General features: G+C 60.3%; 16 protein-coding genes and 3 pseudogenes. 12 read left to right on the top strand and 7 right to left on the bottom strand.

The features are described 5' to 3' along the window. Positions 1-124 precede the first annotated feature (124 nt). Complete coding sequence (locus BA011_RS01445) at positions 125-775, top strand: pyridoxamine 5'-phosphate oxidase family protein (protein WP_065279171.1); 651 nt, start codon at positions 125-127, stop codon at positions 773-775. Between the two features lie 154 nt (positions 776-929). On the opposite strand, the gene BA011_RS01450 is transcribed toward BA011_RS01445, so the two are convergent. Then, a complete protein-coding gene (locus tag BA011_RS01450) occupies positions 930-1,118 on the bottom strand; it encodes a hypothetical protein (protein ID WP_017959409.1) in 189 nt (62 codons plus the stop codon). A 405-nt stretch (positions 1,119-1,523) separates the two neighbouring features. Between BA011_RS01450 and aac(3) the strand changes: the two genes are divergently transcribed. Continuing rightward, positions 1,524-2,339: an aminoglycoside 3-N-acetyltransferase gene (gene aac(3) / locus BA011_RS01455; protein WP_065279172.1), complete on the top strand. Its 816-nt coding sequence runs from the start codon at positions 1,524-1,526 to the stop codon at positions 2,337-2,339. A 27-nt stretch (positions 2,340-2,366) separates the two neighbouring features. On the opposite strand, the pseudogene BA011_RS44910 reads toward aac(3), so the two are convergent. Both BA011_RS44910 and BA011_RS01460 read right to left on the bottom strand, forming a co-directional pair. Continuing rightward, positions 2,367-2,495: pseudogene (locus tag BA011_RS44910) on the bottom strand (kinase); the annotation flags it as partial. A gap of 8 nt (positions 2,496-2,503) precedes the next feature. Beyond that, complete coding sequence (locus BA011_RS01460) at positions 2,504-3,208, bottom strand: SDR family oxidoreductase (protein ID WP_065279173.1); 705 nt, start codon at positions 3,206-3,208, stop codon at positions 2,504-2,506. A gap of 116 nt (positions 3,209-3,324) precedes the next feature. Here BA011_RS01460 and BA011_RS01465 point away from each other — a divergent pair, with 116 nt between their 5' ends. The 4 genes from BA011_RS01465 to BA011_RS01480 all read left to right on the top strand — a co-directional run bounded on the left by BA011_RS01465 (position 3,325) and on the right by BA011_RS01480 (position 6,922). Beyond that, positions 3,325-4,212 (top strand): LysR substrate-binding domain-containing protein, encoded by an 888-nt coding sequence (locus BA011_RS01465; protein WP_065279174.1) that lies wholly within the window; start codon positions 3,325-3,327, stop codon positions 4,210-4,212. Between the two features lie 152 nt (positions 4,213-4,364). After that, entirely contained in the window at positions 4,365-5,177 is an 813-nt protein-coding gene (locus BA011_RS01470) for a sulfite exporter TauE/SafE family protein (RefSeq protein WP_151343371.1), read from the top strand. Between the two features lie 87 nt (positions 5,178-5,264). Then, a complete protein-coding gene (locus tag BA011_RS01475) occupies positions 5,265-6,008 on the top strand; it encodes an SDR family NAD(P)-dependent oxidoreductase (protein ID WP_065279175.1) in 744 nt (247 codons plus the stop codon). Next, positions 6,005-6,922: an RNA polymerase sigma factor gene (locus tag BA011_RS01480; RefSeq protein WP_065279176.1), complete on the top strand. Its 918-nt coding sequence runs from the start codon at positions 6,005-6,007 to the stop codon at positions 6,920-6,922. The genes BA011_RS01475 and BA011_RS01480 overlap by 4 nt, the downstream gene beginning before the upstream one ends. Positions 6,923-6,961: 39 nt before the next feature. Here BA011_RS01480 and BA011_RS01485 read toward each other — a convergent pair whose 3' ends face one another. After that, a complete protein-coding gene (locus BA011_RS01485) occupies positions 6,962-7,873 on the bottom strand; it encodes a LysR family transcriptional regulator (protein ID WP_065279177.1) in 912 nt (303 codons plus the stop codon). Positions 7,874-7,972: 99 nt separating this feature from the next. Between BA011_RS01485 and BA011_RS01490 the strand changes: the two genes are divergently transcribed. After that, positions 7,973-8,638 (top strand): SDR family NAD(P)-dependent oxidoreductase, encoded by a 666-nt coding sequence (locus BA011_RS01490; protein ID WP_065279178.1) that lies wholly within the window; start codon positions 7,973-7,975, stop codon positions 8,636-8,638. Here BA011_RS01490 and BA011_RS01495 read toward each other — a convergent pair. Both BA011_RS01495 and BA011_RS01500 read right to left on the bottom strand, forming a co-directional pair. Beyond that, positions 8,635-8,907 (bottom strand): annotated as a pseudogene (locus BA011_RS01495) (transposase); the annotation flags it as partial. The gene BA011_RS01490 and the pseudogene BA011_RS01495 sit on opposite strands and share 4 nt — an antisense overlap. Before the next feature lie 71 nt (positions 8,908-8,978). Beyond that, positions 8,979-9,323: an ArsR/SmtB family transcription factor gene (locus BA011_RS01500; protein ID WP_065279179.1), complete on the bottom strand. Its 345-nt coding sequence runs from the start codon at positions 9,321-9,323 to the stop codon at positions 8,979-8,981. A gap of 106 nt (positions 9,324-9,429) precedes the next feature. On the opposite strand from BA011_RS01500, the gene BA011_RS01505 reads away from it, so the two are divergent. Continuing rightward, on the top strand, positions 9,430-10,176 hold the full coding sequence (locus BA011_RS01505) for a glucose 1-dehydrogenase (protein WP_065279180.1): 747 nt from the start codon (positions 9,430-9,432) through the stop codon (positions 10,174-10,176). A gap of 99 nt (positions 10,177-10,275) precedes the next feature. Here the strand turns inward: BA011_RS01505 and BA011_RS01510 are convergent, their stop codons facing one another. Then, entirely contained in the window at positions 10,276-10,836 is a 561-nt protein-coding gene (locus BA011_RS01510; protein WP_065279181.1) for a BA14K family protein, read from the bottom strand. A 285-nt stretch (positions 10,837-11,121) separates the two neighbouring features. On the opposite strand from BA011_RS01510, the gene BA011_RS01515 reads away from it, so the two are divergent. The 4 genes and pseudogenes from BA011_RS01515 to BA011_RS40970 all read left to right on the top strand — a co-directional run. Then, positions 11,122-11,787 carry a hypothetical protein gene (locus BA011_RS01515; protein ID WP_065279182.1) on the top strand — a complete coding sequence of 222 codons (666 nt, stop codon included), beginning with the start codon at positions 11,122-11,124 and terminating at the stop codon, positions 11,785-11,787. A gap of 361 nt (positions 11,788-12,148) precedes the next feature. Continuing rightward, the gene (tnpA, locus tag BA011_RS01520; protein ID WP_065282368.1) at positions 12,149-12,589 is read left to right on the top strand and encodes an IS66-like element accessory protein TnpA; all 441 of its coding nucleotides are present in this window, start codon (positions 12,149-12,151) and stop codon (positions 12,587-12,589) included. Continuing rightward, positions 12,573-12,926 carry an IS66 family insertion sequence element accessory protein TnpB gene (gene tnpB / locus BA011_RS01525; protein ID WP_018240906.1) on the top strand — a complete coding sequence of 118 codons (354 nt, stop codon included), beginning with the start codon at positions 12,573-12,575 and terminating at the stop codon, positions 12,924-12,926. Before tnpA ends, tnpB begins: the two co-directional genes overlap by 17 nt. 41 nt (positions 12,927-12,967) lie before the next feature. Further along, positions 12,968-13,753, top strand: a pseudogene (locus BA011_RS40970) (IS66 family transposase); the annotation flags it as partial. Positions 13,754-13,756 lie beyond the last annotated feature (3 nt).

A 13,756-nucleotide genomic window follows, 5' to 3' on the forward strand; every position in this document is an offset into this window, starting at 1 on the left:
GTCGCCGGAGCATTGATCCCGCATATCAACTCATGTATATCTTCTGAGGTACGTACATCATATCCATGGCTTGCAGGCGGAGCTGCAGCTCGGCCATGCGATGAGAGGATTTCGGGAGGGGATCATGACGGGTTTGCAACTCAATCCAGATTTTGCCATTGCGGATGAGCAGTCGCTTCGGGCGCTGTTCGAGCCGACCCACGCTCTGGCAATCGTGAAGTGTCAGAATTCGCTTGGCGAGCACGCGCAGGAATTCATCCGGCGCTCGCCATTCTTCTGCATCGGCACGCAGAGTTCGGAGGGAAAGGCCGACGTCAGTCCTCGCGGCGACCCTCCGGGGTTCGTCAAGGTTCTTGACGAACGCACCCTGGCGATCCCGGATCGACCCGGCAACAATCGTCTGGATACCTTAAGCAATATCATCGCCAACCCGAACGTCGGGCTATTGTTTCTTATCCCCGGTTTCGACGACACGTTGCGCGTCAACGGGCGGGCAAGCCTGACCAATGATCCTCAACTGCTGACGAGCATGAGCGTTGCCGATCGTCTCCCGAAACTCGCGATCATCGTCAACGTCAGCGAAGTTTTCATGCATTGCGCCAAGGCGTTCAGACGGTCCCGCTTGTGGAGCCCGGACCATTTCCAGGACCGCACGGAGATGCCCTCGCTGATAAAGATCATTCTGGATGAGACGACAGGGGCGCCGAAGGACGGGGATGAAATGCGAAAGATGGACGAAGACCTGGAACAAGCCTACCGAAGGACACTTTACTAACTGCCGGCGCAGGCAGAAGCGGGCGATGGCGACTCTCCAAACAGGGTGGCGACTCATTGCGGATGGGCGCCGTGTCTCCGCTGCCTCAACTCGCTTGACCTTCAGAACGGCGCTACCCGCCCATTCCGACGGGTTGTGCCTTTCGCAGAAAGTCTCAGATCGCGGTCTGCATGAGGTAAGGAGATTTTTCGACGGGAACCCGCGCGACGATCTTCATCACCAGCGTGGGAGCGACATCAGGAACAGAGCTCACTCGTCCGTCTTTGTAGAGCACCCGCAAGACGCAGGTCTCGCTGTCATACTCAAGTTCGGCGATCGTCTTTGAATGGACCAGAAATTGCATCTTCAGCTGCCTCCTGCACTGCAGCATGACCAAATGAAAACAACCGACCGCCGCCCACCCTGGAGGGACCTGCTTGATCGGCCCGAAAACTCTTTGCCACTTCGGCGCCGGCGCTGTCCGGAACGCGATCCAGAAGACAACGCGTCCCGCCAAATCGTGCCGGCGAAGTCGTGAAGAAATCTAGTAAAATCCACCATCGAAATCGCGTGAAATCAGCGTGACACACGCCCCGCGACTATACGTGACACGGGACTACCAGAATAAGGTGTGCGTAGCCTCCAGCCCGTTGACGGACGTGGCATGAACTCTGCGAGGCCCGCCGCCGCGATCGTCGGCTGAAGGTGAGTATCGGAGCACGGTCGCCGACCGCTTGACTCCGGCACGCGACGCTATGATCGTCTGCCGATGATCGTTCCGCACATTCACACCCGCCTCTCGCTTGCCAGGGATCTCGACAGTCTCGGCATTCGCGCCGGCGACATGGTCATGGTCCACGCCGCCATGAAGCGGGTGGGGCGGCTGCTCAATGGGCCTGATGTGCTGATCGAAGCGCTTCGCGATGCCGTGGGGCCGGCCGGCACGATCGTCGCCTACACGGACTGGAACGGTGCCTATGATGCGTTGCTGGATGAAAATGGCTGCGTCCCACCGGAATGGCGCGCCCATATCGCGCCCTTCGATCCCGCTGTTTCCCGCGCTGCCCGCGATAATGGCGTTCTCGCCGAATTCATTCGAACGACACCGGGGGCAAGGCGCAGCGGCAATCCGGGCGCCTCGGTCGCGGCGATCGGCGCGCGCGCGGATTGGCTCACCGCCGATCACCCGCTCGATTACGGCTATGGAGCGACATCGCCGCTCGGCAGGCTGGTGGCGGCAGGCGGCAAGGTTCTGATGGCCGGAGCCCCGCTCGACACCATGACCCTGCTCCACCATGCCGAACACCTGGCGCGAATTCCAAACAAGCGCCTGCGCCGCTACGAGGCGCCCTTTGCCACATCGGCCGGCGTGGTGTGGCGCATGCTGGAAGAGTTCGACACAAGCGAGCCGGTCGTGCCGGGCCTTGACGACGATTATTTCGGCGTGATCGTGCGGGCGTTTCTGGCAAGCGGGCAGGGTACGCAGGGCCTGGTGGGAGACGCCCAGTCGGTGCTGGTCGACGCGGCCGCGATCTGCAGCTTCGCTGTCGGATGGCTGGAGCATCATGTTCGGCTTGAAGGCTGAGCGGCTAAGCCGCGCGCCAGACGTGCTTCAAAACAGGCGGTCGACACATCGCGCTGTCTCCCACGTCTTGAGGAAATCCGCCTGCCTTGCAACACAGCCGACCGTCTCGCTTCCCCATTCCTGGACCCGGCTGGCATATTCGCCCATCAGCCAGAGCGATCCTGTCAGACGGACCGGGTAAGGCCGCCGTCGATCCTGAGGCTCTGGCCGGTGATATAGCCCGCCCCTTCGGAAACGAGGAAGGAAATTGTCGCCGCCACTTCGGCGCTGGTGCCGTAGCGCTTCATCGGCACGCTGTCGCGGCGCTCCTCCGTCGCCGGCAGGCTGTCGATCCAGCCTGGCAGCACGTTGTTGATGCGGATGCCGTCGCCCGCATAGGTATCGGCATAAATCTTGGTGTAGGCGGCAAGCCCGGCCCGGAAGACGGCCGAGGTCGGGAACATCGCCGACGGTTCGGACACCCAGGCGGTGGAGATATTGACGATTGCGCCCGACTTTTGCGCCTGCATGATCGGCGTGACCAGCCGCACGGGACGGACCACGTTCATGAAATAAATGTCCATGCCCGCGTGCCACTGTTCGTCGGTGACCTCGGTGATCGGCGCGCGCGGGCCGTGGCCGGCGCTGTTGACGAGGACGTCGATCCGGCCCCATTTCTCCATCGTGGCGTCGACCAGGCGCTTGAGGTCGTCGTTGGACTGGTTCGAGCCGGTGACGCCGATGCCGCCCAATTCGGCGGCAAGCGCCTCGCCCTTGCCTGACGAGGACAGGATGGCGATCTTGAAGCCATCGGCCGCCAGCCGCCTCGCGGCTTCCGCACCCATGCCACTGCCGCCAGCCGTGATGATCGCTACCTTTTCTACTGCCATCGTCGCTCTCCCTACTCGATTTGCACCCGTTGCCGGGCGTTGATCCATGGAATACCATGGGCTAAAAGCGCGAGCGAACCAGTTTTCGTGAAAAGTCCCAGTAGAAAAACTATCGAATGTCCATGCTGATCGGCAATCTTCCATCCCTCAACGGCCTCAAGGCCTTCGACGTGGCGGCGCGTCATCTGAACTTCCGGCTTGCGGCCGAAGAGCTCGGCGTCACCCAGGGAGCCGTCGCCCAGCACGTGCGCGGGCTTGAGGCGGAACTTGGGGTGGCATTGTTCGAGCGCCTGCCGAAGTCATTGGCGCTGACGGGCGAGGGGCGAAGCTACGTCGCCGACGTCAGGCGCGCCTTCGAACTGCTCGCAAACGCGACGGCAAACCTGAAGCCTCAGCCGGTCAAACTGGTGGTCAGCACGACGCCGACCTTCGCCTCGAGATGGCTGATCCCGCGTCTTCCGGACTTCACCTCGAGGCATCCCGATCTCGATCTCCACATCCTGGCGACAGACCGCATTTCCAGCTTCCAGACAGACGGCGTCGATCTCGCCGTCCGCTATGGCAGCCCTCCCTTCGGTCCCGGCCTCGCCGCCGAGCTGCAGTTCGAGCAGGAGATCATCGCCATCTGCAATCCGAGCCTCGTCGCGAAGGGAGCCGAGCCTGAGAACGCGGAAGAACTCTCGAACTACACGCTGCTTCACGATGCCCATAATTCCTGGCCCGAATATATCGATCGCTTCCTCGGCGGCGGTGATGCCACGCTGTTTCGGGGCATCAGCTTCTCGCAGACATCGCACGCGATCGAAGCTGCCATCGCCGGACAGGGCATCGCCACGGCAACCCGCGCTTTCGTCTCGACCGACATCGAGGCGGGCAGGCTGAGGCAGGTCTTCGACGGCGCCCTCAAAACGCGGTCGCACTTCTATCTGGTGAAGCCGCGATATCGGAAGTCCGAAGCGGTCGAAAAGCTTCAAGGCTGGCTGCGGTCAAGGGTGCAGAGCTGACGAGTTGCCACGATCACCTCATCATCAAATGATGGGCACCTATCGGCGCTTTCCGAAGTTGGTAGTCCTAAGCCGACTTTGCAATCCAGCCTTATCTTGGTGAATTCGATCATGTCAGTTAGGAATAGCGATATCTTCAACGGACTATATCGATGTCTCAGGATTTGCCCGCCTCGCCACCCAAGTCTCAAAATCTCCCCGTGGCCTTTACCGGCGGGGGAATTATCGGTGCCCTCGGTGGGTTGATTGGTCTTGGAGGAGCGGAATTCCGGTTGCCTCTCCTGATCGGATTGTTCAATTTTGCGGCTCTTGAGGCGGTCATCCTCAACAAGGCCATGAGCCTGGTCGTTGTTGCCACTGCGCTGCCGTTCCGTGCTGCGACAGTGCCTTTCAGCACGATCGCCGGGAACTGGCCGATCGTCGTCAACCTGCTCGCTGGAAGTCTGCTCGGCGCATGGTTTGGCGCGGGTTGGGCAACCCGCCTGAAGTCGGAAACCCTCTACAAGGTGATTGCCGCCATGCTGGTCGCGATCGCCGTTGTCCTGGTCGTTGGCCACGACGCGGCAGCCGGCCAGGCGCTTCTAACGGGCGTCGCCCAGATGATCGCAGGCGTGGTGGCGGGCTTCATCATCGGGATTGTGGCATCCCTGCTCGGTGTGGCGGGCGGAGAGCTATTGATCCCGACGCTGGTCCTGCTTTTCGGGGCGGATATCAAACTGGCCGGAAGCCTCTCCCTCGCCGTAAGCCTGCCCACCATGTTGGTCGGGTTCACCCGCTACAGCCGCGATCAGAGCTTTTCGGTCCTTGGCCGCAACAAGACCTTCCTGCTGGTCATGGCCGCGGGCTCGATCATCGGCACCTTTGCCGGCGGCCTCCTGCTTGGCATTGTGCCAAACGCCTTCCTTCTGCCGGCCCTGGCCGCAATCCTGCTGATCTCAGCGTTAAAGGTTTGGCGACACAGCTAAGCGCGAAAATAGTGACTCTTTTCAGCTCATTCGAACGTCCTTGTAGCGACTGCCTTTGCGCGGTTTGGATCGAATGAGGAAAAGAACATGGATTTGGATGGAAAACGGATCGTTGTCGTCGGTGGTAGCCGCGGGTTGGGCTTCGGAATGGCCGAGGCGTTTGTAGCGCGCGCAGCTAAAGTGACCGTCGTGGCTCGCGACGCGACGACTTTGCAAACGCTGGGAGAGCAACTCGCCGTCACGACTGTGTCTGCTGACGCGACCAGTGCCGACGCCGCAAAGAGGATCATGTCGGAGACACGACCGGATGTCGTCATCATGAACGCCGGCGCGGAACCGCCCATGGAACGTATCGACCGTGTTGGCTGGGAGGCGTTCACGACCAACTGGAACGTCGATGTGAAGGCCGCCCTGCATTGGGTCCAGGCCGCTCTGACGTTGCCGATGGCGTCGGGCGGGCTGGTCGTTCTCGTTTCCAGCGGAGCCGCGGTGCAAGGCTCGCCGCTATCGGGAGGCTATGCAGGAGCAAAACGGGCGCAGTGGTTCATCGCAAAATATGCTGAGGGCTTGTCGACCCAGCTCGGCCTGGGCCTGCGTTTCCGGGTCATTGTTCCCCGGCAGATGTTCGCAGGAACCGGCGTGGGCAACGCCGGAATCTCCGGCTATGCGGCGGCGGCGGGCCGCTCATTCGCCGAACAGGCCGCTACCTGGCCGGACATGACACCGCGTGGCTTTGGCGATACGGTAGCCGAACTGATCGGCAAGACGGCGCTGGAAGAGGCTATGATCTACGCCGTGCGTGGAGATACGGGCGTGACGGTCATCGAATGATGGATGAAGCTGCCCTCGAAGCAGAAGCGAAGAACACACTCTACGCGGCGCTGGCCAAGCAGGCGGATGCGGTTCGCCCGGAACTGCATCGCTATGCCGCCCGATTGGTCGGCTCGGTGATCGACGGCGAGGACGTGATACAGGACGCGTTGGTCAGTGCGTTCGCGATGGTCGGTTCTATCTCGTCCGAGACGCCGCTGCGCCCCTGGCTGTTTCGCATTGTTCACAATCGCGCCATCGATGCGCTGCGCCAGCGAAGTACCCGCCGGTCGGAGCCGCTGGAGACGGCCTTTGATCTGGCTGATGTCAGTGCTGTTGATCCAGAGGATGCACTGATAAGGCAGGACACCGTGCAGATCGCCTTGGCTCACTTTGCCAAATTGCCGGTGCCGCAGCGTAGCGCGGTGATCCTCAAGGATGTGCTGGGAGAGCCGATCGCAGACATTGCCGCGCTATTGGGCCTGAGCATCGACGCTGTCAAAGCCCATCTCTCACGTGGTCGGGCAGGATTGCGATCCATCTCCGAGTCGGAGTCCGAAGTCCCGCTGCCCCCAAGTGCCGAGGTTCTGAATTTCGCAGCGCTCTTCAACGCGAGGGATTGGACGGCCCTGCGCAGCCTGCTTGCCGAGGACGTTCGGCTTCGTCAGGCACGACGGCCGCAGGTCTCCGGTGCGGCGAACGTTGGCCGGTTCTTTTCCTATTATGCGGACTATCCGCGGGTCTGGATCGAACCGGCTTGTCTGGAGGGCAGGGAAATATTGCTGGTCTCGGCTGCGCCGTCCGCTGCCCCTGCTTACTTCATGCTGCTTGAATGGAGAGACCAAAAGATAACCCTGATCCGCGACCATCGATATGCGACCTACGTCATGGAGGACGCGGCTGTGACGCGGGCCGCATCGCAACGTGAATCTTAGAGCAATTTCCTGGAATTGCTCTAACAGCACCCGCACTATTTAGCGATCCCACCAGATCCGGGTGGTGCGCATTGCCTCGACGATTGTATCGAGAAACACGCGTGTCTTAGCGGGCACAAGCGTCCCAGGAGGCATAACGGCATAAACCCCGATCTCTCGCACGCTCATCCATCCCGGCAGGACAGGCACCAGGCTTCCGGCTTCCAGAAAGGAGACTGCCATCCAGTCCGGGACGAGGGCGATGCCGGTGCCCTGCACCGCTGCCAGCATAAGAGCCTCGCTGCTATTGGCGACGAGCGGCCCTTCAGGACGCAGAGTAGCTTGGACGCCATCCTTTTCCAGTACCCAGCTTGGCCAATCGGGGTGATTGGTGAAGCCAAGGCAGGAATGGCTGCGTAGCGCATCGGGCGTCTCGGGCATTCCGCGGTTTTCGACATAGGCCGGCGACGCCACAAGCAGGCTGCGGAACGATCCGATCTTGCGGGCCATCAACGAGCTGTCGCGGATGATTCCGACACGAATGACCAGGTCGAACCCTTCGCTGACGATATCGACGGTGCGATCGAGAAAGTGCGCGTCAATCCGAATCTCACGGTACTTCGCAAGAAATGCGGGAAGGATTGGGGCGATCACATCGCGCCCGAACGTCACGGGCAACGAGATCTTCAGTACGCCTTGAGGTGTTGCCGCGAACCCGCCAACTTCGCGCGTAGCTATCTCAAGCTCCTCGAGCACTGACCTGACGCGCCGGAAATAGTAGCTGCCTGCCTCCGTCAGTGTGACGCTGCGCGTGGTTCTGAAGAGGAGCTGGACGCCCAAGCGCTCTTCGAGTTGCGTCAGTCTGCGCGAGATAACGGATGCGTCACGTTCAAGATTAACACCGGCGGCTCGAAAGCTGCCGGTTTCCACGACGGCAACGAATGCGACCAGATCATCAAACCCTCCGTGCATGCCATTCCTGCATTTTACGCATCAGTCATTTGTATTTTAGCACGATTGTAGGATCCGGTGCAAAGACGTACTTCCGCCAAGCATAAAGGAGCATCTCACATGAAAACGTTTCTGAGCATCGGATCTGGTCCGGGCATCGGTATCGCCACCGCTGTACGCTTTGCTGAGGAAGGCTTCCGGATTATTCTGACGTCACGGGACGCCGCCAAGCTCAGCGAGCGCGTCGCCCAGATGAAAGACGAGGGCTTTGTTGTTGCCGCCAAAGCTGTAGATGCCGGCGACCTCGCCAGCGTCAGCGCTCTGATCAAGGAGACTGAGGCCGAATTTGGCGCCATCGACGTCCTGCACTTTAATGTGGCATCCATGCATTCCGCCACGATCGAGACCCAGAAGCCTGACACCTTCGTGCCGGATCTCACCGTCAACATCGGTGCGGCTTTGGTTGCCGTCCAGGACGTTTCGAGCGGCATGCTCAAGCGAGGCGAAGGGTCTATCCTCCTCACCGGCGGCATATTTGGAGTTGCGCCTCACCCCGACTACCTGTCGCTGAGCATCGGCAAGGCCGGTATTCGCGCCCTGACGCTGGGCACGTTCGAGGGCTTCCGCGAGCGCGGTGTGCATATCGCTACGGTCACCATCGGAACATTGGTTTCCGCGGGATCGTCCGAATCTCACGAGATTGCAGAAGCCTTCTGGAGCCTGCATGCGCAGCCTAAGGACGCCTGGAGCGCCGAAGTCAGCTACCCCGCAAGCACGTCTGTTTAATCCGGTTCATATCCTGCGGCCTTAAAGTAGTTTGCGTATTCGGCTGGCGTGAAGAGGTCGAGAAGCGGACCGACGGCGTTCCACAAAGCCTTGATGGTTCTCTCGGCCTCTGCTCGCAATAACGCCTTGAGCTTGGAGAAGGCGTTCTCGATGGGGTTGAAGTCGGGACTGTAGGGCGGCAGGTAGAACAGGCTTGCCCCCTGCGGCCTCAATCGCGTCGCGCACGCCCGCGGCCTTGTGGCGGGCAGGTTGTCCATGACGACTACGTCGCCACAATCGCAGGATCTGCTCTAGGCCAACCTCCGCCGGCAGCGGCCATTGGGGCTATCCTCTAGGGCGATCAGTCCGCCTTCGGCTGCCCGGGAAGTTGGCCGTAAGCCGTCAGGATTGCCCTGATCAGGCCCGGGAAGCGTTCGTCCAGCTCAGTGCAGCGCGTTTGATTGCGCATCTCCACACCCTGCCGCTCGCTCCGGATCAGCCCGGATTCGCGCAGCACCTTGAAATGGTTGGACAGCGACGACTTTGGAATGACGCGGTCGCCGAGATCGGCAAGCGCAGAGCACGTCCCGCCACCGCTGGCGCCGGCAAGCTTTGCATAAATGGCGACGCGCTCTGGATCGGACAGCGCATAGAGGATCGCCTCGGGCTTGATGTCCTCCAGGGCTGGGTGAAAAAGCGGTCTCATGAATTTTATATAGCCACCCTTGACATCGAGATCAACAGTTCCGAATTTCTGAACTATGGAACAAGCCCGCCACTCCGGCGGCTGTCCAGATCTGAAGGAACGAGAAATGGCTAAGCTTACAGGAAAAGTCGCTGTCGTAACGGGGGCCTCCAAAGGAATCGGTGCTGCGATTGCTAAGGCACTCGCGGCTGAAGGCGCGCAAGTGGTGGTCAACTACGCTTCGAGCAAGGCGGGAGCGGACGCCGTGGTTGAGGCGATCAGCGCGGCCGGTGGCAAAGCCATCGCGGTGCAGGGCGATGTTTCGAAGGCCGCTGAGGCGCAGGGACTGGTCGATGCTGCGGTCAAGGCGTTCGGCAAGCTCGACGTGCTGGTCAACAACTCAGGCGTCTATGAATTCGCGTCGATTGAGGAGGTGACCGAGGAGCAATATCGCCGCATCTTCGACGTGAATGTTCTCGGTGTTCTCCTGACCACCCAGGCAGCGGTCAAGCATCTCGGCGAGGGCGGCAGCATCATCAACATCTCCTCGGTGGTCACCAGCCTGGCCCCACCGGCCACTGCCGTCTACACCGGCACGAAGGGAGCCGTCGAGGGCATCAACAGCGTGCTTGCCAAGGAACTCGGCCCGCGCAAGATCCGCGTCAACGCCATCCTGCCAGGGATGGTCGAAACCGAGGGCACGCACTCGGCCGGCGTCATCGGCTCGGATTTCGAACAGACCATGGTCGCCCAGACACCGCTCGGCCGCATCGGCCAGCCGGACGATATCGCCGGCGTCGCCGTCTTCCTCGCTTCCGACGATGCCCGCTGGCTGACCGGCGAACGATTGGCTGCCAGCGGCGGTTTCCGCTAAAGCGCATCGCGATCTGTCAGGCTCGCATGTCGCGCCTCAGGTCTTTGGTTTTGCGCATGTCGTTGCGCAAAACCGCTGCACAGTTTCGCGCGGCATGCTTTAGTAGGGCGAGATGCACGCCCGTCGCGGACCGTAATAGGGCTGGAACGTGTTGTCGTAAGCCCTGTAGGACCGGTAGCGCGCATAGCACCAGCTTACATGTCCGTTGCCGCCACTATAGACCTGGCGGTAACGCGGCGCGTAGTAGCGCGGGCGGTAAGGCGCGTAGTAGCGCGGACGGTAAATGGTCGACCCGTAGTAGCGCGGCGGACCGTAATAGGGCGATCCGTAGTAGCCTCCGTCGTAGTAGCCTCGGTCGTAGTAGCCCCGACCGTAGTAGCTGGGGCCATAATACCGCGGCTGCGCCAGCATTCCGCCGATGATCGCGCCGGTCGCGAGCCCGCCGAGTGCCCAGGCCCAATCGTCGTTACGATTGCGGTATCCACGCCCGCGATAGCCTCGATAGCCGCCTCGGTACCCACCGCGATAATTTCTGTACTGGACCGGCTGCGCCTTGGCGGCTTCGATTTTCGGCACGGCAATGGTGGGAAACGCCATGACCGGCGGGACGCTCGTCAGCGCCGTCACCAGCGACAGGATAACGATTGCTAACCTTTTCATTGGCTCATCTTTCCTTCGTAAGCGCTGCGCGACGCATGCGGCGCGCAAGGACGTTTCTGCCCTCTCAATGCACTGGTTAATTTTACTCTAAAATCGGCTTTGATTCGAGGAATTTCGCAGGAAGGCTTTTCTTCGACGGCGGGGTCGCGGCGAAAGCACGCGCCCACCCTCTGTCATCTCATATGAACCGGTGAATTTGGCGTGACGTGCAGCCATATTGACGCCGACGGCGTCACGATAGACTGATAGGTCTTCTGGGGACGTGCAAAGTGGGGACGAGTTTGCATGAAAAATTTCTTATCGCTATGCGCGGGGGTTGGGTTTCTCGCATCCGGAGCGATTGCCCAAGATGCGACGCCGGGATCGGTCAAGGAGCTAATGAATGAACTTGCAAGCACCAACCCTTTGCTCCACGTGATTTTCACAGATCATATGGATGAAGCGAAGGAGATAAACGAGAAGTTTAAGGCAGGAGACGAGGAGGCCGCGTTGAAAGCGGCGTACGACATGCTTCGAAAATACGGACACCCGGCACTCTCGCGTGCGAGCGACGCTTCTGCGATTGAGGTGCTGAAGAAGGCAGGCGATGTCATTGATGCTCTGGGCGATCACTATCCGCGAGGATGCATCGAGTTCGTTCACAATGATATCTCTGACGAAGCGCTGTCTTTTCGCAGCGTGAATGAAGCCTATCGGAAGTATCAGAAGGCTGAGCTTGATGCATATGAGGATGGAAAGTATCGCGAACCGATTCCGAGGATGGAAATCGGAGATATGTTAGTTACCGAGGATCTGAAAGTAAGCAGGGCCGAGATGCATACGTTGCTGAATCCGGAGAACGTTGCCGCCATCGAACTATGCGCAATTATAAGAAAGAACTTCAACGTATCAGCCGTGCGGGAGCCATTGCGCGGGCCATACGCGAGGGCCAATATATCATCGAAGAAATAAGCATTTCCGAATTGTGGTAGAGAAATGGACCAAAAGAGCAAATGCCTCGCCTGACTCTTCTTGCAATCCCGATACTGCTGACCGGCTGCGGGACTCCCGAGCGGTGGGATCCGGTGTATTCCAACCAGACCGCGCCAACGGCAGCCGACAGATCAGCTGTCATCGAATATGCACGGAAGGCGTATTACAATGAGCGTGAAATCAGCGGCGCAACGATATCGAACTCACTGACATTAAGCGGTGTTGATCGGATCATCTGCATCAGGTTTAAGGCGAAGAATAGTAAGCGCACAATTCCCCGCACCTGTTCACTGAACGGCGAATGAGGGAGTCTGTGTCCACAAGGGAGACTGTGGACACAATGACATTGGATAACTTGAAGGGCTCAGGGGGTCTTCGGGCAGTGAAGGTTCTTCCCAACGGGAAGCGGCGTTTCGATCCGGTCGAGAAAGACCGGCTGATCGACGCCGCAATGAAGCCCGGCGTATCGGTTGCCCGTCTGGCACTGGCGCACGGCGTCAACGCCAATCAGTTACGCAACTGGGTGAAGCTTCGCCGAGATCGGCAGGCCCAGGGTAGTTTGACGGCTGCTGCAGGGCAGGAAACGTCGGCCTTTGTTCCTGTGGTTGCAGCGTCGCCGATTGCGCGGCAGCCCGACATGCCGGCCCGGCCATCATCGGCAGGAATGCGGCTGATGGCGTCTTTGCCAAATGGTGTGCGGCTTGAGCTTGAGGATGTGGATGAGCGGGCTCTTTCGGCGATGATCGAAATTCTGGGGCGGTGCAATGTTCCGGCTGGCTGACGATCTTCGCGTCTATCTTCACCGGGACCCGATCGACTTTCGTGCGGGGATCAACAGCCTGGCGATCCTGGTCGAGCAGTCGATGGGCCTGAGCCCGTTCGAGCGTGCTGTCTTTGTCTTTTGCAACCGCCGGCGCACCCGGATGAAGCTCCTGTTCTTCGAGCGGTCAGGGTTCGTGCTTGTATTGAAAGCCTTGTCCGAAGACCGGTTTCGCTGGCCCCGCCGCGAGGCGCCGGTCGTGACGCTCGATACCGAACAGTTGCGCTGGCTGCTTGACGGCATCGATCTCGACGCGATGGTGCGCCATCCTGTTCGGCAATATGAGTTTGTCGGCTGAAGGCTGTTGACGGAGCGGGGCGGCTCAGATTCAAAGCTACGATGACACGAGCCGGCACCCCGACCGTTGCGGAACTGATGGCGCTTCTGGCGGCGAATGCTGCCGAGAACGTCGCGCTGCGGGCTGAGAGAGACGCCCTTGAGCAGCGTGTCTTCAAGCTCGAGGAAGAACTGGCGCTTGCACAACTGCATCGTTTTGCGCCGCGCAGCGAAAAGCATATGGATCGCGTCTTCAATGAAGCCGAGAACGCCGCTCTCGAGGCCGATGCTGATGAGGGCTTGGCCGACTGTGACGAGACCGACGCCACTGAGCTTCCCGACACGGGATTGCCAGAGGTGGAAAAGCCCGAAGGCCGCAAGCGCGGGCGTAAACCTCTTCCGGCAAATTTGCCCCGCCAACGCGTTGAATATGACCTTGCCGACGATCAGAAGACCTGTCCGTGCTGCCGCCATCCGTTGCATCGCATGGGCGAACTCGTCACCGAGCAGCTGCATATCGAGGTGAAGGCCACGGTGCTGCAGAATGCCCGGGCCAAGTATGCTTGCCGCAACTGCGAGCGCACCGATATCAGCACTCCCGTTATCATCGCGCCGATGCCCGCACAGCCCTTGCCGGGGAGCATTGCCACGGCCTCGACGCTGGCCTTTGCTCTTGTTCATAAATATGTCGACGGCACACCGCTCTATCGCCTGGCACAGGCCTTCGAGCGCGCTGGCGTCCCTGTCAGCCGTGGCGCTCTTGGCCATTGGGTGATCGGGTCCAGCGAAAAGCACCTCGTTCGCATCTACGATGCACTGAAGCAGCGGCTCTTGTCGCAGAACGTCATTCGT

The sequence above is a fragment of the Rhizobium leguminosarum genome (assembly GCF_001679785.1).
Classification (GTDB): Bacteria; Pseudomonadota; Alphaproteobacteria; order Rhizobiales; family Rhizobiaceae; genus Rhizobium; species Rhizobium leguminosarum_R.